Source organism: Micromonospora sp. NPDC023737 (assembly GCF_040639715.1).
In the GTDB taxonomy this organism is placed as follows: domain Bacteria; phylum Actinomycetota; class Actinomycetes; order Mycobacteriales; family Micromonosporaceae; genus Micromonospora.
The window spans coordinates 115812-138017 of record NZ_JBFAAL010000016.1 but is presented as its reverse complement, the minus strand read 5'-3'; the positions used below and the strand labels follow the sequence as shown (position 1 = coordinate 138017).

Below are 22206 nucleotides of genomic sequence, written 5' to 3'. Positions count from 1 at the left end.
TCGTGGCAGGTCTTCCACGGTCCGAAGCGCTCCGGCAGGTCACGCCACGGCGCACCCGTGCGCAGCTTCCACAGGATCCCGTTGATCACCTGGCGATGATCTCGCCACCGCCCCCGAGCACCACCCGGCTGCGGAAGCAGCGGCGCGATCACCGCCCACGCCTCATCGGTCAACTCGCCACGACGCACCACCGGCACATCGTCAACGATCAACCACTACAAGATCGGCAGGACACGCCCTAGTCGGTGGCGAGACTACGGATGCCGTCACGGTAGGTGGGGTACGCCGGTGTCCAGCCGAGCTCTCGCTTGGCCTTGTCGTTCGAAAGGCGCGCCGCCGAAGTCAGGAACGCGTGCAGGTACGGCCCGATGACCCGCACGAGCGATAGCGGTACGGTCATCGGCTTCGGCGTGCCGAACGCGGCCGCCAGGAACCGCACGTGCGCGTTCATGGATGCCGGCTCGTCGTCGACGATGTGGTAGGCCTGGCCGGGCGTGCCGCGTTCCAGGGCTGCGACGGTGGCCGCACCAGCGTCGGCGAGGTGGGTCCACGGCAGCAGGCCCGGACGACGGTCGGGCACGACAGGCAGCCGGCGCTTGCGCAGCATCGTGACGATCTGGTCCGTGCCGCCATAACCGAATCCGGGGCCGTAGAGGGCGCCGAAACGCAGCGAGATGCCATCCACGCCGTCGGTGTGCAGGGCGAGGTGCTCCTTGACCCGGAAGCCTTGCAGGTGGTGCTCCAGCGCTGGCGTGCGCCCAGGCGGCGCGAACGGGGTGTTGGTTTCGGTGATCGTCCGGTCGCCGAAATCGCCATAGCCGTACCCGAAATGCATCGACTCGACGATGAGCCGGCGGGCACCGATTGACTGGGCCGCCTCGATGAGGTTGCGGGTGCCCTGGACACGCAGCGCGTTGGTGGCGGCCATGTCCTGGTGCCGCATCGGCACTTTGCGCAGCGCGGTTGCCGCGTGGATGGCCGCGTCTGCCTGCAGGCCGTCAACGGCATGGAGTAGAGCGTCGCGGTCCATCAGATCCGCCACCAACGGCTCAACGCCCATCCTGCCGAGCTGCTCGGTGCCGGCGGGCGACCGAGTCATGCCGATCACGTGGTGACCGGCGTCGGCCAGAGCCATGCTCATGTGTCTTCCGAGGACGCCAGAGGCGCCCGCCACAAGCACTCTCATCACTACCTCCGATGGGGAACTCACTGTCGGAATAGGGTCCGGCGAAACCAGTTCAAAATGATGGAACCGACAGGTGCGGCGTCGGGGGAGCCGGGCAAGTCGGCCCATGCCCACCGGACGGCGGGCAGCATGACCAGGATGCACCTAACTGAACGATGCGGGTGCTCAGTGCGTCCCACAACCCGTCGGGCATCGTCCGGCTGCCTGCATCGTCCTCGTCGGGTGTCATCAGAGTCAGGGCCGGTGGGACGCACCGCTCCCGTAAGGGTGACGGAGGAGCTCGAAGTTGCCAGGACGCGTCAGCGCTGAGCTCAGTTCACCGGCGGCGCCCAGGCGGGGCGCCTGATCAAGCAGAAGAAGGGATGACCGGCGGGGTCGGCATACACATGATCGCCGGGCAACCGCCGCGCGCCGAGCGCGAGCAGTGCCTCGCCGGCGGTCACCTGGTCGTCGACCATCACGTCGAGATGCATCTGCTGCGGCACTGTCGGCTCCGGCCACGTCGGCGGCGTCAGTTCGGTGGCGCTTTGAAACGCCAGCCCGGACGTCGCGGTGTTGGCCGATACGACCACGAAGTTCTCATCCACGTAGGTGATTGGGTCGCCGAGCACCGCGCTCCAGAACCGGGCTTCAGTCGCAACGGCTGTTCCCGGTCGAGCACGAAGTGCGGAGTGCTGACAGCGGCCACGGCAGGACGTGGCACCCGCACGGAGTTGGCACAACCGGCGATGGCTGGGCAGCCGGAGGCTGTGAACACTGCGGCATGGCTCCACGTCATGGGTCTGGAGAGGCGTGCAGAAGGGTAACGCGGCTTGTGGATCCCCGAGGCCGTGCTCACTGCTTCCATTGAGAGGGGAACGTCACCGCGCCGATCGACGGTCGGAACCGGCGGTCGGCAAGGGCATCGAGCCATGGCCCCCCGCCCTCACCGACCGCCGGATTGGCTTGTCAGTAGACGGTCACACCGTACGCATTGGCTGCCTCGCGTACGGGCTGGTAGAAGGTGGTGCCACCGGTCGTGCAGTCACCGCTGCCGCCCGAGGTGAGGCCGAGCGCCTTCGAGCCGTCATAGAGTGGGCCGCCCGAGTCACCGTGATCGGCACACACGTTGGTCTGGATCATGCCGCTCACGGTGCCGCCGCCCTTGCCGGAGTAGCGTACCGAGACGTTGAGCGCGGTGACGGTTCCGCTGTGAGTGCCGGTGGTCGACCCGGTCCGCTTGACGGATTCCCCCACGTAGGCGTCCGCGACTGTGAACCCGCCGGGGTGGCTGAGCGAGGTGTTGTCGTAGCGGACCAGCGCGTAGTCATTGCCCGGGAAACTGGAGCTGACGGTCGGGCCGATCAGAGTGCTCTGGCTGGCATTGCTGTACCAGGTGTTGGCCACGTCTCCGCAGTGCCCGGCGGTGAGGAAGTAGTAGGTGGTGCCGCTGACGACGTTGAAGCCGAGGGAGCATCGGTATCCGCCGCCGTAGATGGCGTCCCCGGCGGACAACAGCGGGCTGAAGACCCCGGAGGCCCGCTCGACACGGATCGCACCGGCCTTGGTGCCGGCGGTCTGCTTGATCGTTGCAATCTCAGCGGGCGAGACGGTGTCATCGGCGGTCACGACGACACGGCCGGATGCCGGGTCAACGTGCCAGGCGATGCCCTCGACGCCCGAGCGATGCACCGCGTCGTTGACCTCGGCGAGTTGGTTGGCAGTGAAGTCCTGAGGGGACGCCATTGCGGCGGTCGGCAGTACGAAGGCGGTGGTGGCGATCGCACCGACGGCGGCGGCGAGTAACCGGGCGGATCGGGCGAATGGACTGAGCTTGTTCCCCACTGGCTCCTCCTCAGGAGTGGCAAGGCCCGTTGGATCGTGGCCCATGGGCGTGATCGGGAGACATGTCGCCTGCTCGATCGATGTCTCTCGAGGACCCCTCCGAGTATCGGCATGCATCAATCAGTTTGCAAGGTGCAAGTTTTGGCCGACGTGCGGGCAGCGGACCCGGAACCGAATCCCTGCCCGAATCAGGCGTGCAAGGGCGGCAACCGTCACGGCCAGGAGTGCGCCGACGTGCTCACGCCGCCGGCCGGCTCCGACGGTCCGGCGGAGGGCAGGCTCGCTGGCGGCCGGCCGATGGCTCACGGCCACCAGCACCCACCGCACCCCGCACGGTCGTCAACTACCTCCCACCGGTGAGATGGCCTTCGAGGATCGTCTGGGCGATCGGGGGGCGGTCCCAGAGGGCGAGGATCTCGTTGGCGATGGCCACGATCGGGAGCACGGGCCGCTCGCCGTGGACCTCGATCGCGGCCGCCGATAGGTTGCGTGGAACACCCCCGGCATCCAGGAGGACCCGCCACTCCTCCGGCCCGAGTTCCAAGAACTCCAGCCCGGTCAGCTTGGCGATTTCCAGCGGGTCGGCGAGCGTGCCGGGGTAGGCGGTAAGGGTTCGCAGGCGCGGCAACCCGGTGACGGGGGCGAGGCTAAGCGGCTCGCCGTCCCAGACACCGATGCGCAAGACCTCCAACTCGGGGTGGGCGGCGGCCTCGATACTTGTCAGGCTCCGGATGTTGACCCTGGCGACGAGCGGTAGCTGGTCTTCGCGGTGGCCGGCGTACCAGTCTGTGCTTTCCCTCACCACCATGTCGGTGAGGGAGTCGGCGAGCAGGCTGGCGCCGACGCTCTGCTCATGATCGAGCACAATGATCTGGCCTACGTGGCCGCGTGGGCCAGGTGTCAGGTCGATCGCGATCCGGTCGCCTCCGCCGTTGTCGCCGAATGCGATCCAGCCGGGTGAGCCGACCAACCCCTGCACCGCGGCGTCGGACGGGGTGAGCACCGCCTCTGTCGCCCCGAATCGCCACGGGCACGGACGGGACGCCGCGTCGGCGATGTACAGCTCGTCGAGCGGGAAGAGCTCGCAGCCGACAGCTCGGGACACGCGCTCCGCTGCGGCGTAGTCGTCACCCCAGTCCTGCCACTGTGCCCGCGTTACCCGGTAGAGCACCTTGAGCTCGTCGGGTATCGCAACGCCGAGCCGGGTTTCCGCAGCTGCGATCTCCGCCTCGGTCGCACCGGTAGCGTCCGGGATTCGCTCGCGGAGCGTCCGCTCCAGCAACGACAGATCCACTGACGGGGCCGGCACCGCCCCGGGTACCGGATCGGGAAGACGACGCCATGGCTCAGGGACCGAGCCCTCAACCAGGATGAGCGAACCCGGGTACGGCCCGAGGCCGACTTCCGCAGCGGGGCCGAAATTGAGCAGGTGCAGCGCGGTCTGCCCAGACGACGACATCTCCACCACGAACGAGATGCTGTCAAGACCGTCGTCCGTCAACGCGCTTCGCACCCGATTTACCGCGTCGAACTCGTCCTGCATGTCCTCGACCTGGGCCGCTCGGCCAGGCGGCGGCATCCGCCGGGGCAGCGGCACACTCCACGCGCCACGGCTGATCATTCCCGCCACATGGCCGCCCGGGGCGGCGAGGCTCTGCGCGTTGCCGGCCCGTACAAGCCTCAGCAGCGGCTCCCAGGTCGTGAAGTCATCGATCGAGGGCAACGTGACCTCCAGTCGTTCAGGGACCGCGGCGAAGCTGAATATCAAGCCACCCTATGGGTGGCTGTGTTGAGCGATGCGCACGGCACTGCACCGCCTGCTGCTCAGGGCGTCCACGGCAACGCCCGCATCCGCCCAAACGATGTGCGACAGGGCTCTGCGATCGAGGGGCGGCAGGTTAGCCGCCGACGAGACGTTCGGTCATCGTCGATGAGCAGTTGCGGTAGCTCACCGTTCCAATGCGGCAGCCAATGCCTCGGGCTGGCTGAGCGCCACCAAATGGCCGCCGGGCAGGGTCTTGGGCGTGACGCCAAGGCGATGCTGGGCTATCCGGATCTGGAACTCGACCGGGAACAGTCGGTCCTCGCGGCTGCTTAGCACCTCGGTTGGTACGCCCGGCCACGCGTCCAGCGGCCAAGGCTGCTCGAACGGCGTTCCGGACTGCGGTGACTCGCCCGCCATGGCCTCTTCGGTGATGTCCTCTGGTACGTCGTGGAAGAAGTACACTAGCGGATCGAACGGCCCCTCCGCGAGACGACCCTCGCGCAGGTCGCACTCACGGCGGGCCTGCTCCTGGCCGTTGTTGGTCCACCAATCGCGGCCGCTCTCACCGGGCGCCGGAATCATGGCGTTGACCAGGACCAGCCGTGAGACCGGCAACCGACCACAGACCAACGGGGCGGTCAGGCCGCCCATCGACTGAGCCACCACCACCAGGTCTTTCCGTTGACCTGCCGCGTCCACCACCGTGTCTGCGTACTCCTGCAGTCCCGCGTTGTCATCTCCGGCCGGGAGGTCGACGGCGATCGCTTCGTGGCCGCGCTGATGCAGTAGGGGGACCAGCCGGTGCCAGTACCAGGCGGCGCCGCCGGCGCCAGGGATCAGAATGTATGTCGTCACGGTGCGAATTTAGCACCGTGCAGTGTGATAGCGATACGCTGAGCAGGTGGCGAGAGCATATGACGATCCCTGCGGTCTGGCCCGGGCGCTTAACCTGGTCGGCGACCGGTGGGCGTTGTTGGTTGTCCGCGAGTTGCTGCTCGGGCCAAAGCGCTTCACCGACTTGCGGCGCGGCCTGCCCGGCGCTAGCCAGAGCATGCTCACCTCCCGACTTGTCGAGCTGGAGGAGGCCCAGGTAGTACGCCGGCGGCGTCTCGGTCCGCCCACGAGCGCTTGGACCTATGAGCTGACCGAATGGGGACGGGCACTCGAGCCCGCTCTGCTGCAGCTGGCTAAGTGGGGCAGCCGGAGCCCGCTGGCTTCATCAGCAGAGCTGAGCGTTGATGCGCTGGCCCTCGCGATGAAGACCACCTTCGACCCGACCGCGGCGCGCGACTTTAGCGTGCGGTGCCAGCTTCGTCTCGACGACGACATCCTGCTCCTCACTGTCGACAACGGACGGCTCGACGTGGCCCGCGCTAATGATGCCGATCCCGAGCTGGTGATCGAAACCAGCATCACGTTGTTCCGCTCGCTCACCTTCGGCGGCATGCCACTGCATGCCGCCGACGTCACCATCCGAGGTGACGGCGAAGTCGCTGCCCGCCTGCTTCGGCTTTTCAAACGCCCGGCGCCGTTCGCCGGATCTGAGGGTTGACGAGCTCCAGCACACACGCTCATGGCTCCCATCTGCGTCAAGACACCGTCGGCAGCGCGGGTTTAAGCTGAGTCTCGGCGGGTCCGGGAAGTGACTTCTCCGAAGAACCGGCTTGGGGATGCGAGTTGGTCACGCTGGAGTCTGTAGTCGTTCCCCGTTGTCCTTCCGGGCCCGCCGCCGCGGTCGCCGCGGCGTCGTTGATCATGTGCCGGTAGATGATGTCCGACAGGCGTCGTTTCAGGGCGCGCACGGCTTCCGTCGATGTCTTGCCGGAGGCCTTCTTCAGGTCGAAGGAGGCGCGTCCTTCGGTGGGGTTGCGTAGTCGAATGATGGCCATGTCCCGCGCCGGCAGCAGCACCTGACCGCCACCCTCGTCCCGCCACCAACGCGGGGGCAGGGTTAGCCAGATTTGCGGGCCTCGATTTAGCTACCTGGCCCGGCGCGGGTGCCGACAATGAGGTGATGACAGCGCAGAGGTACCTGAAGAGGCAACCAGCCGTTCCTCTTCGTCGTGCTCCCAAAAGGCAACAAGCCGTGAAGCGTCGTCGTCGTACTCCATGGCCACTGATCGCGGGGCTGCTTGCGGCGGGAGGCGCGGCGGGAGCGGCCGGAGCCGAGGCGGTACGGCGCCTCAGAGGTGCCAGGCGCACCAGACCCAGCGGACCCGGGGAGATTGGCGACGTCTTCCAGCCCAGTCCTGCCGTCGATGCTGCCCATACCGTCGCCCCCGATGAAGCCACCCAGCGCTGGCCCGAGGGACGGTGACGGACATCCCCCTCGGGCGTCGAACCGGAAGCCTCCCGATGTCCAAGCGCCACATTTCCGCAGATCAGACCCACTTGCCGGGTTACAGTGCCGTGCCGGTGGAGCTGATCAAGCATGATCTCGCGACCAGCTCCGCCGCCAACCGGGTCCTGATCCCGGACTGCTGCTTCTCCGGCCGCGCGATCGAGGCGATGTCGGCTCCGGACGGGTTGATCGCCGGGCAGTTGGTCCTCGCCGGCTCATACACCCTTACCTCGACCAGCGCGAACGCTCCGGTACGCGCCCGCGCGCGAGACCCACACGGCGTTCACCGGGGCTCTGCTGCGTGTGCTCCAATGGCCGGAGCCGCTGACCCTCGACGAGATCTACGACCAGGTCGACCGTGAACTGGCCGAGCGGGGCCTGCCCCCGCCCGCAGCGGCGAGCGGGCAACTCCGCCGGGAACCTCGCCTTGGCCCGAGGAGGCACCGGTCGGCTCGAATCGACGCCGCTCCGCCGAAGGAGATCACCTTCAGTGGCCAACCGCCGTACAGCCCGGCATTCACACGGTTCATGGCCACGCTCGAATCGGGCTGCTCCTCGTCGTGCCGCTCGCCATCTGGTTGGCACTCGAGTCGGCCCGGGGTTTCTGGATAGTGGCAGGGCTCGGATTAACCCAGGGTCTCCTCCTGCTCAGCATGTCTCAGCCTCCACCGCGGACCCTGGTCATCGGCCCTTCCGGCATGGTCGTCGGGCTCGGCCCGGATACGGTGCGCGTCCCGTGGGTCGACATCGCGCATCTCGGGATGATCATCCGCCACACGTCCATGAAGACGTTCCACATGCTTCTCGTCCGTCTCCGGCCGGGCGTGCCGCCACTCACCGCACCCGGTCTCGACCGGCGTCCGGCGTTGTGGCTCGCGCAGGCGTACGAGAAGCTCGGTTATCTCGCCGTGTGCCTGCGCGGCGTCGACCCGCAGGAGTTGAGCGCGGCGGTGCGCCGAGCCGGTGGCCGCCTGTACCGCACCGAGCGGGAACTGTTCGACCTGGATCCCGACCTAGCGCCGACTGTGGCCAGGCTCCGACTGTGGGCGCCGTCGAGCCGCCCACGGCGCAGTGACGAGCGGTCGTCCGCATGACCGCAGCGCCGGTCGACCGGGCCGGCGGCGCGACCACCGCCGAGGTTGCGGGTCAGCTGCTCGTGCCTGTGTGCTACCAAGAGGCGTAGTTGCTGGCTCTGGACGCGTCGGGTACTGCGGCTGGCCTACCTCCACCAAGGTCTAGGGGTACGCGGATGAGAGCGATCGTGTACAACCGGTACGGGCCTCCTGACGTGTTGCGGATCGAGAACGTCCCCAAGCCGTCTCCCGCTGCCCGGCAGGTGCTCGTCAAGATTGCGGCGACCTCGGTCAATCTGAGCGATTGGGAGACACTGCAAGGCTCGCCACTGTATTCGCGCATTGGTGGGCTGCGCTCCCCGGCACGCCAGACCCTCGGCTCGGACATCGCCGGATGGGTCGATGCGGTAGGCCCGGCAGTCACCCGGTTCCGACCCGGTGACGATGTGTACGGCGACAACCTCATGCTCAAGGGCGGTTTCGCCGAGTACGCGATCGCTCCAGAGTCGGTGCTGGCCCGTAAGCCCGCCGCACTGACCTTTGCCGAGGCGTCGGCGATTCCGCAGGCGGGCGTGATCGCGTGGCAGGGAACTGAGGGCGCCGCAGCCGGGAAGCGGGTCCTGATCAACGGTGCTGGCGGAGGGTCGGGCTCATTCGCGATCCAGCTCGCCAAGCGACTCGGCGCCCAGGTGGCCGCCGTCGACAACGCGGGCAAGCTCGACTTCATGCGGTCGGTCGGCGCAGACGAGGTGATCGACTACCGCAGCCAGGACTTCACCCGCAGCGGCCCGTACAACCTCATCCTCGATCTGGTCGCGCACCAGTCGGTGTTCGCCTACCGCCGGGCACTAGCCCCCGGCGGCCGTTACCGATGCGTCGGCGGATCGGTCTCGGCGCTGCTGCGCGTACTGACGATCGGCGCGGTGGCTGGCCGGCTCACGCACCGCCGGCTGGGCGTGCTTGCCGTCAAGGAAGGGCCGACGCACTTCGAACCGGTGGCCGACCTTTGCGCCACGGGCGACCTCGCCATTCACATCGACCGCGTCTTCACCCTCGACGAGGTGCCCGAGGCGTTGGCCCATGTGGGTAACGGACGCGCCCTCGGCAAGGTCGTCGTGACCGTCAACTGACCAGCGACTGCGCACATCTGCCACCGATCGTGCGCGTCGTCATCGGCGGCCTCGTCGCTCTCCGTGCTAGGCGTCGTAGGCAGTGTCGTCAGCGCCGCCATCTTCAACAGGGACGCGGGAGCGCTCAGCCGTAGCGAGCGACTCGACGCCGTTGGCGTGGGTGTTGGCGTTGATTGCCGCGATCGAGTGGGGGTCGATGTCGTTGGCGGTGACTTTGGCGGCGCCGGCGATCGCCGCGGCGATAGCAACCAGTCCGGAGCCGGATGCGACGTCGAGGACATGGCAACCGGCCACGGTGTCCCGGTGATCGAGGATGTAACGCGCGAGAACCTGCACGCCGCTCCAGGCTGACGCCCCGAACGGTGGCGGGAGGACGCGCCCCGCCTCGGCTTCGAGTCGTGCCCAGAGGAGGATCGCGTCCTCGGCCATGACAAGTCGCACCTCCGGCACCAGTGGCACCGGGGCCAGCCGGAGCCGGTCGACGCTGCCGATCCCGGCCCCGCGCTGGGGGCGGACAGCGCTTGCAACCGAAGACGGCGATCAACCTGGTCGAGCACGTCCGTGCCGCCAGCGGAGTCCAGGTAGCGATCCAGCAGCGGCGATCCGTCCGTATACCGGTGTTATATCCGGACGGATCCCCCAAGCCGCCGGTCGTCGTCTGGGCCCGCCGCAGGCCGGCCGGGGTCGTCGACCCGGACCCTAATTCCACTGGAGCCAGCCGCCTTCTGCGATTTCAGTCCGCGTCGGGTCGTCGAGCTGGTCGGCGGTGTCGGCGAGCATGGCCGCCGTCCCGTCCCAGTCCGTCTCGACGTAGCCTTCCTCGGCCCACCACGACATGATGCAGCCGTGGCGCGCACCATCGCGGAGGTCGACCACGAGCACGTCACCGGCTAAATCCCGGCAGATCGGGATGGTGGCGGTGCAGAACCCGAACGAGGGCTCGCCGGCCGCTGTGGCATGTGCACCGCCTGGGCCGCAGCAGTCCTGGTCGGCGAACCGTGAGAGGTCGGAGAATCGTTCGCGTACTCCGGCTACCGGCAGCGGAAGGTAATGCGAGGGGATCGGGAACCCGGCCGGGTAGTTGGCGTCGGCGATGCCGTCCATCAGCCGCCACCAGGCGCGCAGGTCAGCCGGCAGGGGGCGACCCACAGCCGCTTCGGTGCGGAGGACCTCCGCAGCGCCCGCGGGTGGGCGGATCGCCCCCGCGGTCACCGGTGCGTGCCGCGACAACCAGGTAATGATCCGCCGCCACGATTCGTCGACCGGAACATGCACTCCGCGCACGATACCTAATGCGACAAGGTCCGCCGGAGCTTTACGAAAGCCATCGCTGTCATCGCCGGGACCAGCGGATGGCTGTGATGACGTTGACGCAGGCCTCAGGGGTTTCAGCTGTGCCGTCGTCGGAGCGGACCCTCGCCGGCGTCCGAGACAGCTGGAAGGTCACGACGGCGCGACGAGGAGATTCTCCTCGAGAGGTTTCCGTTGTCTACCGCCCTTCGGCAGGGAGCACGGCGATAGTGCGTCAGGGGCACAGTGATCTGATGCTCGCCGATGAGGCCCAGACGTGGCAGCTGCTACGGACACACGACGACCCTGACCACCTGCAGTCTCCTCCGGGTTACCGCTATGACCGTGTCAACGCGCGATTCAACCAGCTCGCTGAAACCATTAACGCCGCCTTCTGTGGTCAGTGCGTGGTCGACCCGGCGCAGGACGCAAGCTTCCACGGCGTGATCACCATCCCGATCCTGGCTAGTTCGACCGGCCGCCAGCTGCACGTCGTCATCAGCAACTTCAAGGACATGGCTGTCTTGGCCGTGGACAACGCGGGGGAGTGGGACGACCAGGAAACTGCCGAACTGCTGCACCCCGGCGACGCCGAAGTCATCCATTGCGCGCTGGACGAGCTCGGCTACACCCTGATCCGGACAGATCCCTGTGGCAGCGGTATGACGGCACGGTCACATGCCTACGTGAACGGCCGTTTGCGTGCGGAAAAGTTGTCGCGGATCAGCTAAACGATGTCTCGTAACTCGGTGAAGGCGTTGCGCGGCAACGGCGCTGGTGTCACCCCTCGAGGATGATGTTGTGGAGATGGGCGATGCCGGAAGCGGTGTCGGTCAATGTGTGGGCGGCGCGGCGGTAGTCGCGCAGGATCTTGAAGCACTTCATGCGGGCCAGGGCGTGTTCGACCTGGGCTCGGACCCTGCGGTGTTGCTTGTTCAGGTCGGTCTTCCAGTCGGGTAGTTCGCTGCCGTCGGTGGGCTTGCGGTACGGGATGATCACTTCCGGGTTGCCGCGGTAGGCGCCGTCGGCCATGACCGCCCGTCTGGCGAGTTTCTGGTCGATGCCGGAGGTGCGGTAGACGATCGTGTCGTTGCGGTTGCCGGGCTGCGGATCACCGAGGGCGACCACGAGGCGGGTGTGGGCGTCGATGGCGACCTGCAGGTTCGTGCTGTAGCGGTAGTTCTTGCTCGGTGCGGCCAGCCGGTGGTCCCGGGTCGGGATCAGCGTGCCGTCGACGATCGTGATCTGGTCGACCCGCCGCCGGCGCACCGGCGCCAGGGCCAGCAGCGGGCCGAGAGTGTCGATGACCCGATGCGCTGCGGAGTGCGACACCCCGAACAGCGGTCCGATCTGCCGCATCGTCAGGTTCGTCCGCCAGTACGCGGCCACCAGCAACACCCGATCGGCGAGGTCGAGAGACCACTGCCGGCCCGGCCGACCGTCAGCGATCGCGTCCCCGCCACGTTCGGCGACCAGGCGGACCAGCCTGCGGAACTGGGCGGGTCGCAGCCCGGTGAACGGGAAGATCCACTCCGGGTGGGCCGCCGAGATCACCTGCACCCCGACATGATCCAACATGGACCAACCGACGAGTTACGAGACATCCCTTAGCGACCAGTACATCCGTTTCATCGAGCGTGATTTCGACTTCTACAGCCGCTGGTACCTGCGCCTGGTGAATGCCTCAAGCGGCCCGGTCGATGGCCTGGAACACGTGATGTACAACGCCGACCACGGTTTCACGCTGCAGAACATGCTGCTGTTGGCCCCACTGACCCCGGACGACGACCAGACGGTCGCCTGGCACAAGGTTCGGCTCGTGGCTCGGTTCGTTGACATCCTGCTGGCCTGGCGGTTGTGGAACTTCCGCAGCATCGCCTACTCCACCCTGCAGTACGCAATGTTCATAGTGATGCGAGAGATCCGTGGCTTGGATGTGGGGCCGCTCGGTGAGCGACTGCACGGGGTGTTGATGCGGGAGTCTGAGACCTTTGCCAGCAACGACCGGCTGAGGGTCCACCAGCAGAACCGCTACGCGCTTCACCGTATGCTCGCCCGGCTGACCGACTACGTCGAGACGAGGTCTGGCCTACCGTCGCGGTACACCGATTACGTGAACGCGGGAAAGGTCCGGTACGAGGTCGAGCACATCTGGGCTGACCACCCGGAGCGACACGCCGACGAGTTCGGTCATCCCACCGACTTCGCCGAGCACCGAAACCGCGTCGGTGGCCTGCTCCTGCTGCCGAAGAGCTTTAACGCGAGCTACGGTGACGACCCGTACGACGAGAAGCTTCCGCACTACAACGCGCAGAATCTCCTCGCCCGGTCGCTGGTTCCACAGTGTTATGAGCACAACCCGGGTTTCCTCCAGTTCGTTCAGGACAGCGGCCTGCCATTCCACCCGCATCCCAAGTTCACAAAGGCCGACCTGGAAGAGCGGTGTGACCTGTACCGCCGCATTGCCGAGCAGGTATGGGATCCGAACGACCTGCTGCGGGAGGCTGATTTCTGACCATGAACCGGTCGTACCTGTCGATCCTCGGAGAGCTGGATGCCATCGCCTGGGTCCTGTGGGAGCAGCGAATCGCCTTTCCCGCTACACCGCGCAGAGGTCGCGGCGCTCGCGGTGGGGGACATGCTCTTCCTGTACTCGACGAGGGGCGCATGGCACAACCCGACACGTGATCGTGGGCGGATCATCGGCGTGGCAACGGTAAAGAGCGCGGTCCGAACGCTGGACCGGCCGATCGAGATCGCGGGCCGCAGGTTCGTGTCGGGCTGCGACCTGAGCATCGAGGGAATCGTGCCGTATCCCGGTGGGGTCGAGTTGCAGCCGCTCGTGGAGCGGCTGACAGCCTTTCCCAAGCCGGCGGCGTGGAGCATCTATCTTCGACGCGCCCTGCTGACGCTGCCACCGACCGATGCGAAGCTTCTGGACGAGGTTCTCCGCCCACGGCTCGTCCCACGCGAGCAAGCCTTAGCGAGTTACCGTTCGAGCGGCTCGACATGACCTGACGGTTCGCGTGCCGCAGGGCGATCCATCCCTACGCCTGCTCCGACGTGTCGGCGACGAAGACGCCGATGCCCGTGCGGCCGACCAGTTCGTCAAGCTCGATCATCGAGTCCAAGGCGCGCCGTACTGTCACATGGCTCGTGTCGTACTCCTCGGCGAGGAGTCGCGCGGACGGAAGCTTACTGCCCGGCGGGTAGATGCCAGCCCGGATCTTGGCGCGTAGATCATCTCTGATCTGGCGCCAGAGCGGCTGGGCGTACGGCATGGGATCAGGGAAGCACCCACGCGAAGGATCATGTAAAGCATCCCCGTCCTGTCTTTACAGGCTTTATAGGTGTCGTAGACTCTGTTCGTCGTGGCGGGGGCGGCGAGGGGAGGGGCATGGATATGCGGTGGAAGTGGTTCTTGCGGCCTCGGAAGGTCGTGCTCGACCTGACCGGGCAGGCGGTGCCGGACGGGGACGGGCCCGGGCGGTTTCGGCGGCTGGCGGTCGAGCACCTCGTACCGGAGCTGCGGGAAACCTCCCGCTGCGACGGCGCGCTCGTCTACGAGCGCCCCGAGGAGCGGCCGGTGGCGTCCCCGACGCGGAACCAGCGTGCGGGCGGCTACGAACCGGACCGGCGCGGCGAGCGGAACCGGGGAAGGTTCCCGACGCCAGCCGACAAGGCACCGCCCGGCGGTGACCCGGCCCGACCCGCGCGGTCGGAGACGGGCGACGACCTCTTCGTGACGCCTACTGAACTCGCCAGGGCAAACCGGCTGGCCGAGCTGCACTGGCGTAGCCCTACCGAGGATGCCCGTACCAGAAAATGCCCGGACTGCCGCGCCGACGGCACCTGCCCCCGGGCAGCCTGGGCCGACTCGATCATCGTGCGCTGCCTGCGGACGTACTGGCGATGAACGTCTTCGACCTGTCGCCCGCACAGATCCGCAACCGGCTGATCCTGCGGGCGCGTCGGGCGGCGCTGGCCGCCCGACCGGGACCGCAGCCGCCGGCCCGCCCACACGGCCCGGCCGAGGCGGCGTCGGTCGCGGTAGCCCGCGTGCCGGTCGTTCCGCGCGTGCCCGTCGCCCCCGGTGACGTGGTCCAGTTCGCCGAAAACGACCACCGGTACGCGGACGGCCCGCTCCGGCTCCGGGTCGTGCGGGTCCGGCCGGACCTCAGCGAGTGGTACGACGGCGAGTGGGTGTGGCTCGAAGGTGTCGAGATCGGCCCGGACGGCCAGGACGGCGCCTTGCGCCCGGTGCTGGCCCGGGTCGCGGCGCTTTCGTCGGGTGGGTGATGCGTCCGCATGACTGAGCCACCGCTTACTTGCTCAAGGGAGAAGCCCGGTGCCTAGGCGGGTGCGGCGTCGGGTGCCCTGAGCAGTATCGACCGTTCCTGCGACCCGGCAGCAGGCGAAACGCCCATCAGCCCAGCATCTCCGTGACGGCGGCCTCGATCTCTTGAGTCGCCGGGTGGTCTGCGAGTGCGGCTCGGACCCGCCGACGTAAAGTCACGAAGCTCCGTCCCTCCTCAAGGTCGAGTCCGGCCACGAACTGACACTGGTCCTGGCCGAGTTCTGCGAGCCGTCGGTGCGCCCGGTCGGCGTCGTCGTACCGGGGGATGGGTAGTTTCCACACGTGTTTGTCGATGTGCCGCTCGTCCTTGCTGTATGACATCAGCGGACGGGCGAGCGTGGTGAGAGCGGGGCTGTTCAGGATCGCGCTGAGGTAGTGGCCTTCCGCCCGGCTGTCGATCGCGCAGTAGTAGAGCGCGTGCTCGATGACCGCGGTCGGGTCGTCGACGATGGCGGCGGCGACGTGCATCCCGGAGGCGCAATAGGCCAACCGAAGCGGCGGTGCGGGGAGCTGCGCGGTCAGCTTGTGTCGGAAGTCGAGCTGCTCGGCCAGAGTCAGACGTGCGCTGCTGCGATGCGCCTCCCAGATTACTTCCGCCTTCCGCCACCATTCGGCCAGACCGAAGTAGTAGTCGAGCCGGGAACCGGCCCCGGTCATCAGGGTGGAACCGTCGAGCGGGAGCACCGCCTTCTTCGCCGGCAGGATCCGATACGGCAGCAGTGTCTCGCCGAGCAGCACCGACCGGATGAACTCGCTCTCCACCACGCCTTCGAGAGCGGGCAGATCCTTCCACGGGGGATTCTCCATGTTGCTGCGCGCAGACCGTACGACGTGACGGCCGGCACCAAGCCCAAGCCGTCCGCCGGAGTCCGTCTCGACGAAGAAGAGAATCTTGGGGAAGATCGTCGCGCCGTTGTGCACGTGTGCCCTATACGGTGACTCGTAGAGGAACGCCTGCCCCAAGGCGGCAGGCTCCCGGTGAATGGACGGCGCGGCCTGTTCCCACCTCCTGGCATCGGCACCGAGGCGCCCCGTCCACCGCTCGGTGACCGATGGAAGGCGGCGGGGGCTGCCCGTGGCTGCCTTGTAGCCGAAGACGACACTGGCGCCCCGCGGAAAAGGGTGGGGACGCAGGCGACGCAGGTCCCAGGAGCCGGTGAAGGCAACCGCGGTCGGCTCGGCGTTGTCTTCGTACCAGCCGCTGCGGAAACCCTCGAAGTGCTCGCGATCGAGTACGGCGTTGGGCAGGACGAAAGCGAACGCGCCACCGTCGCGGAGGTACTGCTGGATCGTCCTGGCGACGAAGAGAGCGGAGAGGTCCTGCTGCGTCGCGAACTGACTACCACGCCACAGTCCCCGGTCACGAGAGAGCCTTTTGAACATCGCTTGCATGTCCGTCGGCATGTGGCGGTAGGAGAGCCACGGCGGGTTGCCGATGAGTACGTCCACCCGGTTGCCGTCCATTGCCAACCAGACCGGTCGGGCGAGGTTGCGCAGGTAGTAACTCCAGATGTGGTCGCGGCCCTCGTCGTGCAGCCGGCACATCGCCTCGAAGGTGCCGCGGATCATCGGCTGGTCGTCCGGCGCGATCTGCAGGTGATGGAAGAACGCCTCCAGCGACGGCGGGTTGTCCGGGTCTCGCGGCTTAGCTGCGATGGTGGCGAGCCCCGCGACGATCTGGTCGAAGCGGCTCGGTTCGTCGAGCAGGGTTCTGGGGAAGCGCAGCCACTCCTCTTCCTTGCTGGCGTTGTAGCCGGCACTGATCCGTACGTGCTCCTCGGTGAAGAGGTCCCGGCGTTCCCGCCACTGCATGCTGTCGCCGAGATAGACCGGGATGGTGATGGCGCCCCGCTGGTCGGTCAGCCGCTGGTGGCCGATGGCGAGCAGGTAGGTCACGCGCGCCAGCGCCACGGCGACGGGGTGCAGGTCGACGCCGACCACGTGGTGGGTGAGCCGCGTCAGCGCGACATCCAGCGGCACGCCCTCGGTCTCGGCGGCGGCGAGATACCGGCGTACGGCGTGGAAGAGGAAGGTGCCGGAACCGCAGGCGGGATCCAGCACCCGTTGCCGCAGCGGATCGGTGACGACGGTGTCGACGAGGTGCTCCGCGAGCCAGTCGGGCGTGTAGTACTCGCCCATCCGCTTGCGCGTATCCGGTCCGATCATCGACTCGTAGAGCACCTTGAGGATGTCGTGGTCGGCCCGCAGCCAGTCGAACCGGGCCAGCCGCCGGGTGAGCCCCTGGATGAACTCGCGACCGCCGGGGACCTCGGTGGTCCAGCCGAAGAAATCGTGTTCGACCACGCCCAGAACGCGGGCCCGGTCGAACCGTTGCCCGGTGATGAGGTCCTGCGGCTGCAACTCCAGGGCGTCGATGCCGACGACCAGGTGCGCGATGATGTACGCGCTGTTCATCAGCAGCGTGTGCTCGACGAACAGGTCCGGTTTGTCGACGAACTGGGTGCCCAGGGCGCTGTCCAGCAGCTTCGCCCACAGCTCCCGCTTCAACTCGACGGTCGGCAGATGTTCATGCTCCGAGTACAGCGCGGCGAGCGCGGCGCGATCCAGCTTGTGGGAGGTGCTCTGCGCGCCGAGCCGGCGAGCCACCTCGGCGGGAGCCGGCCGGACCCGCTGGCTCGTCGCCAGCACGCCTTCCAGCCAGTAGAACAGGGCCAGCCCGTCGGGGCGACTGGCGGCCAAAACTTGGGTGTCGATGAGAGCCAGAGCGTCGCCGGCCAGCTGGTACGCGCGCCAGGTGGCGCCGTCGGTGAGAATGCCGACGTATCGCTGGCCGCTCTCCAGGCTCCGCGACCGAACGTAGCCGCCGAGCTGCCGTTCGGCCTCCAACAGCGGGCGCCCGGTCTGGAGCCGTCGCTTCACCTCGATGATGGTGTAGCCGACTTCGATGTCGATGCGTCGGCCGCCACCAGCCGGAGCCTCGAGATCGACGTCGTCGAGGTGGCCGTCGGAGAGCCCGAAATCACCGGCCAGCAGAAGCTGCCGGATGTCGGCCTGCAGGGTCGCCTCGGTGCGGGTGGCACGCCGGTCGGCGATCCGCGCCAGCAAGGGCTGCAGCGACGGGGGAAAGCCGTCGGGCGCGCGTACCTGCGGCCGGGGTAGTGAGGGGCGAGTCCGGCTTGCGTCTGGCGTACCGTCCGAGCGGGCCATACACCAGTGTGGATATTGAAGCCCGCCGAATCCAAGAGATGATGAATCACTGTCGGATTGGGGACAGCTCACGTACGGTTACCCAGCCGGCCAGGAACCGATAGCGTCGGTCCGCATCAACCCCGTCGATAGGGTCCACTTCGACGCACCCGGTAGCCCGATAGGGTCGCACCCACCGCCTCGTTCAATCACAGGAGGTCGCGCCGTGCCGCAGCTCGCCTTCGCCAACAGCTTTTGGCAGAGCTACGACGTCCTGGAGAAGCCGGTGAAGGCCGGCGTACGCAAGGCGATGGAGAAGTTCCAGCAGCTCAGCATCGCCGAGCTGCACGCCGACAAGGGCCTGCATCTGGAGTCGGTGAACAACGCCCGGGACCCGCGGATGCGGACCATCCGGGTCACCGACTTCTGGCGCGGGGTGGTGCTGGCGCCCGACGACGGCAGCGACACGTTCCTGCTGCTCAACGTCGTGCCGCACGACGACGCGTACACCTGGGCCGCGAAGCGCCTCTACACGGTGAACACGGCGACCCGGGCGCTGGAGGTCCGCAACGTCGTCGCCATCGAGCAGCTCACCCCGGCGCTGGAGAAAGCCGCCGCGGAGGCCCCGAGCCTGCTCTTCGCCCGTCACTCCGACACGGTGCTGCGTCACCTCGGCATCGACGACCAGGTGCTCCGGGCGGTACGCACGATCATCGACAAGCGGCAGTTGGACGCGTTCGGCACGCTGCTGCCCGAGGACCAGTTCGAGGTGCTGCAGTACCTCGCCGAGGGCTTCACGCCGGAAGAGGTCTACCGCGACGTGGTGGCCGAGCGCCGACCGGCGGACGCGACGCCGGAGCCCAGCGAGAGCCTGGCGGTCGCGATCGCCAACACCGCCAACCGCATCACCCTGGTGACCCGGCCGGACGAACTCGCCGAGATCCTCGACAAGCCGTTCGCCGCCTGGCGGGTTTTCCTGCACCCGTCGCAGCGGCGGGTCGCCTACCGGGTCTCCTACAATGGGCCGGTCCAGGTGACCGGTGGGCCGGGCACGGGCAAGACGGTGGTGGCGCTGCACCGGGTCAAACACCTGCTCTCCCGTACGCCCGACAGCCGGGTGCTGCTCACCACGTACACCAATGCCCTGGCCGCGACACTGCGGGAGAACCTGGCGCTGCTCCTCGACGACGAGGAGCAGCTGGCACGGGTGGAAGTGACCACGGTGAACGCGTTCGCGCACCGCACCGTGCGGGCCCTCACCGGGCGGGTGCCGACCCCGATCGGCGACGTAGACGAGCGACAGGTCTGGCGACGGGTGTGCCGCAGGCTGAACCTGCCATGGACCGAGCAGTTCCTTGCCCAGGAGTTCCGGCACGTGATCCTCGCCCACAACGTGCAGAGCCGCGAGGAGTACCGTGCGGCCAGCCGGCGGGGGAGAGGGTCCGCGCTCGGCCCGCGGCAGCGCGACCGGGTGTGGGACGCCGTGAACATGTTCCAGAAGGAGCTGTCCGCCGCCGGCACCGCCACCCACCTGCAGATCTGTGCGCGGGCGGCGCAGCTGCTCGACGGCGCTGACCTCACCGACCACGGGTACGACCACGTCGTGGTCGACGAGGCGCAGGACCTGCATCCCGCGCAGTGGCGGGTGCTGCGGGCGGCGGTGGCGCCCGGCCCGGACGACCTTTTCATCACCGGCGACCCGCACCAGCGGATCTACGACTCCCGCGTCTCGCTGAACGCGCTCGGCATCTCCGTCAGCGGACGCAGCAGTCGCCTGCGGGTCAACTACCGCAGCACCGAGGAGATCCTCACGTGGTCGACCGGCGTGCTCGTCGGGTCGCGGGTCGAGGACCTCGGCGGCGATGGCGACGACAGCCTCGCCGGGTACCGGTCGCTGCTGCACGGCAAGCGGCCCCACGCTGCCGGGTACCCGACGAGCCAGGCCGAGATCGCGGCGCTCGTCGAGCGGGTGGAGGAGTGGCTGAAGCAGGGCGTGGCGGCCAGCGAGATCGCGGTGTGCGCCAGGTTCAACATCACGTTGGGCAACGTGCAGGACGAGTTGGCTGCCGCAGGGATTCCTTCTGTGCGGGTGCGGGATCAGCCTGGCGCGGACGTCGACGGGGTGCGGCTCGCCACCATGCACGCGATGAAGGGGCTGGAGTTCCGGTGCGTGGCGGTGGTCGGTGTCACGGCGCGGTCAGTGCCGTTCGCGAAGGAGGTCACGCCGGCCGAGGTGGATCCGATGCAGCACGAGAGTGACCTGCTTCGGGAGCGGTGCCTGCTGTTCGTGGCGAGTACGCGGACACGGGAGGCGCTGCACGTGTCGTGGAGCGGACAGCCCAGCCCCTTCCTGGCGTTCGCAACCGGCGCCAGCTAGCCTCGGTCTTTCATCTCAGCCTGCTTTGATAGTCATGTCTCGATGAGTTTGGTTTGAGGGTGCTCGTGCTCGGGGCGGGCATGGTGATGGCCCGGCGCGTGGGCCGGGTTCCTCCGTGTGCTGCTGGTTGGGACGTCGAAGTCGGGGTTCAGCCGGCGGGGCGTGGTAGTGCGGCGAGGCGGCCGAACGCGTTGATCAGCTGATTCGTCCAGGGCCAGCCGGCGGCGATGGCGAGGCGGGTCCGTCGGGCGGTGCGGGTGAGGCGGGCAGCGACGTGGAGCAGCCGGTAGCGCAGCTTCTTCGGTTCGGCTGTGGCGAGGTCGCCGTCGAGGAGCAGGTTCTGGGTCCAGGCGAGCAGGTCGATGCCGGCCAGCGCGAGCTGCAGCCAGGCCTGGTTGATCGCGAAGACGCGGGACGGGAACCGGCCGAAACCGGTGTTCTTGCCGCAGCGAATGCGGTCCTCGACGCGGGCGTGGGCCCGGTGGCGTGCCTCCAGGAACTGGATGCTGCCCTGGCCGGGCGGGGTGTCGGTGGCGATCAGTTGGTGCCGCCAGCCTTCGATGGTGTCGAACAGCGACAGTTGGGCGCCGGGGTGCGGGCGTTCGCGGCGGACGATGAACCGGGTGCCATCGGGCCAGCCGGCGGCGTCGAACCGTCCGGTGATCTCGCAGATCTCGGCGTGCTCGCGTAGTTCCCCATCGGTGTCGAGGGCGGGAACCCAGCCGGCGGCGGCGGTGATGGCCTGCCGGACGGGTTCGGTGATCGCGGCGCCGACGGAGAACCGGACGTCGAGGTGCTGCTCGCGCAGGCCGCGGAGGTGGGCGAGGAAGCCGTGGCTGGAGCCTGCGGAGTCACTGCGGATCAGGATCGGGATGCCGTGCCGGTGCTCATCTGGGATCTGGGCCAAGGCCTGATCAAGCACGGTGATGTGGTCGGCGGTGGTGTTCGACCCGGCCCTGCCCTCGCGCAGCAGGCCGGCCAGTGCCTCGCCGGTGTTGTCCAGGAAGCAGAACAACGGGTGATACCCGAACGTCTTCTTCCACGTGCGGGTCGCGGCTTCCTTCTCGGAGTGGCAGATCAGGATCGAGGCGTCCAAGTCCAGGACCAGGCCCGCCACCTGCTGACCGGCCACGCTGACCTGCGGGAAAGCTTGGCCGTGAACCTCGGCATGCTGGGCCCAGGCCACCTCGCGGGCCTGAGCCCGTGCCGCCCGCAACTGGGCCAGCAGGACCTCGTCCAGTTGCGACAACAGCCGCCACGCCGTCGGATCAGAGGCGACCGGCCCGAACAGGGCAGCTTGATCCCGCAGCACCGCGAGATCGGCGATCGCTTCGCCGCCGTCGGCCAGCATCACCGCCAAATCGACGGCGATCCGACCCGGGGCGTGGCCGCCCCGCCGTCGCCGCAGACCGGCGAGGGCCTGACTGAATGCGCTGGTCAACCCGGTCGCGTCGGCAAGATCGGCGAGCAGCCGTGCACCGGCGTGACCGACCACGCCCCGCCCGTCGCCGGTCACCACGATCCTCGGACGTGTTGCGGTAGCCTTCACCCAGCAAGTGCCTTCCGTGATGGGACGATCAGGACCTTCGACAAGCCCTATCGTCCCTGATCAGAAGGCACTTCTTCGTTCTCCGCCCACACCTTGGACAGCCCTTAACGAAGGGCCGAGGCTAGTACGGCAGCCGCCGTTTGAGATCGTGCTGGTGAACTGGGGTG

At 67.9% G+C, this 22206-nt stretch carries 21 protein-coding genes and 1 pseudogene; 9 read left to right on the top strand and 13 right to left on the bottom strand.

The features are described 5' to 3' along the window. The 6 genes from AB0F98_RS26585 to AB0F98_RS26560 form a co-directional block, all read right to left on the bottom strand. A partial coding sequence (locus tag AB0F98_RS26585; protein ID WP_357740524.1) for a transposase occupies window positions 1–188 on the bottom strand: 188 nt, incomplete at its 3' end. A 50-nt stretch (window positions 189–238) separates the two neighbouring features. Further along, window positions 239–1186, bottom strand: a complete 948-nt coding sequence (locus tag AB0F98_RS26580) for an NAD(P)-dependent oxidoreductase (protein ID WP_357740502.1) — start codon at window positions 1184–1186, stop codon at window positions 239–241. A gap of 311 nt (window positions 1187–1497) precedes the next feature. Then, entirely contained in the window at window positions 1498–1773 is a 276-nt protein-coding gene (locus AB0F98_RS26575; protein ID WP_357740499.1) for a VOC family protein, read from the bottom strand. Between the two features lie 361 nt (window positions 1774–2134). Next, a complete protein-coding gene (locus tag AB0F98_RS26570) occupies window positions 2135–3010 on the bottom strand; it encodes a S1 family peptidase (RefSeq protein ID WP_357740496.1) in 876 nt (291 codons plus the stop codon). Window positions 3011–3353: 343 nt separating this feature from the next. Next, window positions 3354–4553, bottom strand: coding sequence for an SMI1/KNR4 family protein (locus AB0F98_RS26565; protein ID WP_357740493.1), 1200 nt, complete (start codon window positions 4551–4553; stop codon window positions 3354–3356). Between the two features lie 405 nt (window positions 4554–4958). Beyond that, window positions 4959–5630, bottom strand: coding sequence for an alpha/beta hydrolase (locus AB0F98_RS26560; RefSeq protein WP_357740490.1), 672 nt, complete (start codon window positions 5628–5630; stop codon window positions 4959–4961). Between the two features lie 46 nt (window positions 5631–5676). Here AB0F98_RS26560 and AB0F98_RS26555 point away from each other — a divergent pair, with 46 nt between their 5' ends. Next, window positions 5677–6327 carry a helix-turn-helix domain-containing protein gene (locus AB0F98_RS26555; RefSeq protein WP_357740487.1) on the top strand — a complete coding sequence of 217 codons (651 nt, stop codon included), beginning with the start codon at window positions 5677–5679 and terminating at the stop codon, window positions 6325–6327. A gap of 37 nt (window positions 6328–6364) precedes the next feature. Here the strand turns inward: AB0F98_RS26555 and AB0F98_RS26550 are convergent, their stop codons facing one another. Continuing rightward, on the bottom strand, window positions 6365–6685 hold the full coding sequence (locus AB0F98_RS26550; RefSeq protein ID WP_357740484.1) for a hypothetical protein: 321 nt from the start codon (window positions 6683–6685) through the stop codon (window positions 6365–6367). Window positions 6686–7769: 1084 nt separating this feature from the next. On the opposite strand from AB0F98_RS26550, the gene AB0F98_RS26545 reads away from it, so the two are divergent. Beyond that, window positions 7770–8210 carry a hypothetical protein gene (locus AB0F98_RS26545; protein ID WP_357740481.1) on the top strand — a complete coding sequence of 147 codons (441 nt, stop codon included), beginning with the start codon at window positions 7770–7772 and terminating at the stop codon, window positions 8208–8210. Window positions 8211–8377: 167 nt separating this feature from the next. After that, window positions 8378–9319: an NAD(P)-dependent alcohol dehydrogenase gene (locus AB0F98_RS26540; protein WP_357740479.1), complete on the top strand. Its 942-nt coding sequence runs from the start codon at window positions 8378–8380 to the stop codon at window positions 9317–9319. Window positions 9320–9463: 144 nt separating this feature from the next. Here AB0F98_RS26540 and AB0F98_RS26535 read toward each other — a convergent pair. Together AB0F98_RS26535 and AB0F98_RS26530 are read right to left on the bottom strand one after the other, a co-directional pair. Next, window positions 9464–9811: pseudogene (locus AB0F98_RS26535) on the bottom strand (50S ribosomal protein L11 methyltransferase); the annotation flags it as partial. Window positions 9812–10018: 207 nt separating this feature from the next. Further along, the gene (locus AB0F98_RS26530) at window positions 10019–10531 is read right to left on the bottom strand and encodes an SMI1/KNR4 family protein (RefSeq protein ID WP_357740521.1); all 513 of its coding nucleotides are present in this window, start codon (window positions 10529–10531) and stop codon (window positions 10019–10021) included. 332 nt (window positions 10532–10863) lie between these two features. On the opposite strand from AB0F98_RS26530, the gene AB0F98_RS26525 reads away from it, so the two are divergent. Next, a complete protein-coding gene (locus AB0F98_RS26525; RefSeq protein ID WP_357740476.1) occupies window positions 10864–11340 on the top strand; it encodes a hypothetical protein in 477 nt (158 codons plus the stop codon). 49 nt (window positions 11341–11389) lie between these two features. On the opposite strand, the gene AB0F98_RS26520 is transcribed toward AB0F98_RS26525, so the two are convergent. Continuing rightward, complete coding sequence (locus tag AB0F98_RS26520; RefSeq protein WP_357740517.1) at window positions 11390–12169, bottom strand: transposase family protein; 780 nt, start codon at window positions 12167–12169, stop codon at window positions 11390–11392. A gap of 16 nt (window positions 12170–12185) precedes the next feature. On the opposite strand from AB0F98_RS26520, the gene AB0F98_RS26515 reads away from it, so the two are divergent. Both AB0F98_RS26515 and AB0F98_RS26510 read left to right on the top strand, forming a co-directional pair. Then, window positions 12186–13124 carry a DUF1524 domain-containing protein gene (locus AB0F98_RS26515; RefSeq protein WP_357740473.1) on the top strand — a complete coding sequence of 313 codons (939 nt, stop codon included), beginning with the start codon at window positions 12186–12188 and terminating at the stop codon, window positions 13122–13124. A 123-nt stretch (window positions 13125–13247) separates the two neighbouring features. Continuing rightward, complete coding sequence (locus AB0F98_RS26510) at window positions 13248–13622, top strand: hypothetical protein (protein WP_357740470.1); 375 nt, start codon at window positions 13248–13250, stop codon at window positions 13620–13622. Window positions 13623–13656: 34 nt separating this feature from the next. On the opposite strand, the gene AB0F98_RS26505 is transcribed toward AB0F98_RS26510, so the two are convergent. Continuing rightward, entirely contained in the window at window positions 13657–13890 is a 234-nt protein-coding gene (locus AB0F98_RS26505) for a GntR family transcriptional regulator (RefSeq protein WP_357740467.1), read from the bottom strand. 140 nt (window positions 13891–14030) lie between these two features. Between AB0F98_RS26505 and AB0F98_RS26500 the strand changes: the two genes are divergently transcribed. Both AB0F98_RS26500 and AB0F98_RS26495 read left to right on the top strand, forming a co-directional pair. Then, window positions 14031–14525: a hypothetical protein gene (locus AB0F98_RS26500; RefSeq protein ID WP_357740464.1), complete on the top strand. Its 495-nt coding sequence runs from the start codon at window positions 14031–14033 to the stop codon at window positions 14523–14525. After that, on the top strand, window positions 14522–14908 hold the full coding sequence (locus tag AB0F98_RS26495) for a hypothetical protein (protein ID WP_357740461.1): 387 nt from the start codon (window positions 14522–14524) through the stop codon (window positions 14906–14908). Before AB0F98_RS26500 ends, AB0F98_RS26495 begins: the two co-directional genes overlap by 4 nt. A 127-nt stretch (window positions 14909–15035) precedes the next feature. Here the strand turns inward: AB0F98_RS26495 and AB0F98_RS26490 are convergent, their stop codons facing one another. Then, a complete protein-coding gene (locus AB0F98_RS26490; protein ID WP_357740459.1) occupies window positions 15036–18032 on the bottom strand; it encodes an N-6 DNA methylase in 2997 nt (998 codons plus the stop codon). Between the two features lie 307 nt (window positions 18033–18339). Here AB0F98_RS26490 and AB0F98_RS26485 point away from each other — a divergent pair, with 307 nt between their 5' ends. Then, window positions 18340–20490 (top strand): UvrD-helicase domain-containing protein, encoded by a 2151-nt coding sequence (locus AB0F98_RS26485; RefSeq protein WP_357740456.1) that lies wholly within the window; start codon window positions 18340–18342, stop codon window positions 20488–20490. 148 nt (window positions 20491–20638) lie between these two features. On the opposite strand, the gene AB0F98_RS26480 is transcribed toward AB0F98_RS26485, so the two are convergent. After that, window positions 20639–22060, bottom strand: coding sequence for an IS1380 family transposase (locus tag AB0F98_RS26480; RefSeq protein WP_357740514.1), 1422 nt, complete (start codon window positions 22058–22060; stop codon window positions 20639–20641). Window positions 22061–22206: the final 146 nt, after the last annotated feature.

What these genes read in the sequence shown, in the direction of transcription:
- AB0F98_RS26545 (WP_357740481.1), top strand. Translation starts at nt 7,770, where the DNA reads ATGTCTCAGCCTCCACCGCGGACCCTGGTCATCGGCCCTTCCGGCATG.
- AB0F98_RS26510 (WP_357740470.1), top strand. Translation starts at nt 13,248, where the DNA reads ATGCTCTTCCTGTACTCGACGAGGGGCGCATGGCACAACCCGACACGT.
- AB0F98_RS26515 (WP_357740473.1), top strand. Translation starts at nt 12,186, where the DNA reads ATGGACCAACCGACGAGTTACGAGACATCCCTTAGCGACCAGTACATC.
- AB0F98_RS26580 (WP_357740502.1), bottom strand. Translation starts at nt 1,186, where the DNA reads ATGAGAGTGCTTGTGGCGGGCGCCTCTGGCGTCCTCGGAAGACACATG.
- AB0F98_RS26565 (WP_357740493.1), bottom strand. Translation starts at nt 4,553, where the DNA reads ATGCAGGACGAGTTCGACGCGGTAAATCGGGTGCGAAGCGCGTTGACG.
- AB0F98_RS26525 (WP_357740476.1), top strand. Translation starts at nt 10,864, where the DNA reads ATGCTCGCCGATGAGGCCCAGACGTGGCAGCTGCTACGGACACACGAC.
- AB0F98_RS26495 (WP_357740461.1), top strand. Translation starts at nt 14,522, where the DNA reads ATGAACGTCTTCGACCTGTCGCCCGCACAGATCCGCAACCGGCTGATC.
- AB0F98_RS26505 (WP_357740467.1), bottom strand. Translation starts at nt 13,890, where the DNA reads ATGCCGTACGCCCAGCCGCTCTGGCGCCAGATCAGAGATGATCTACGC.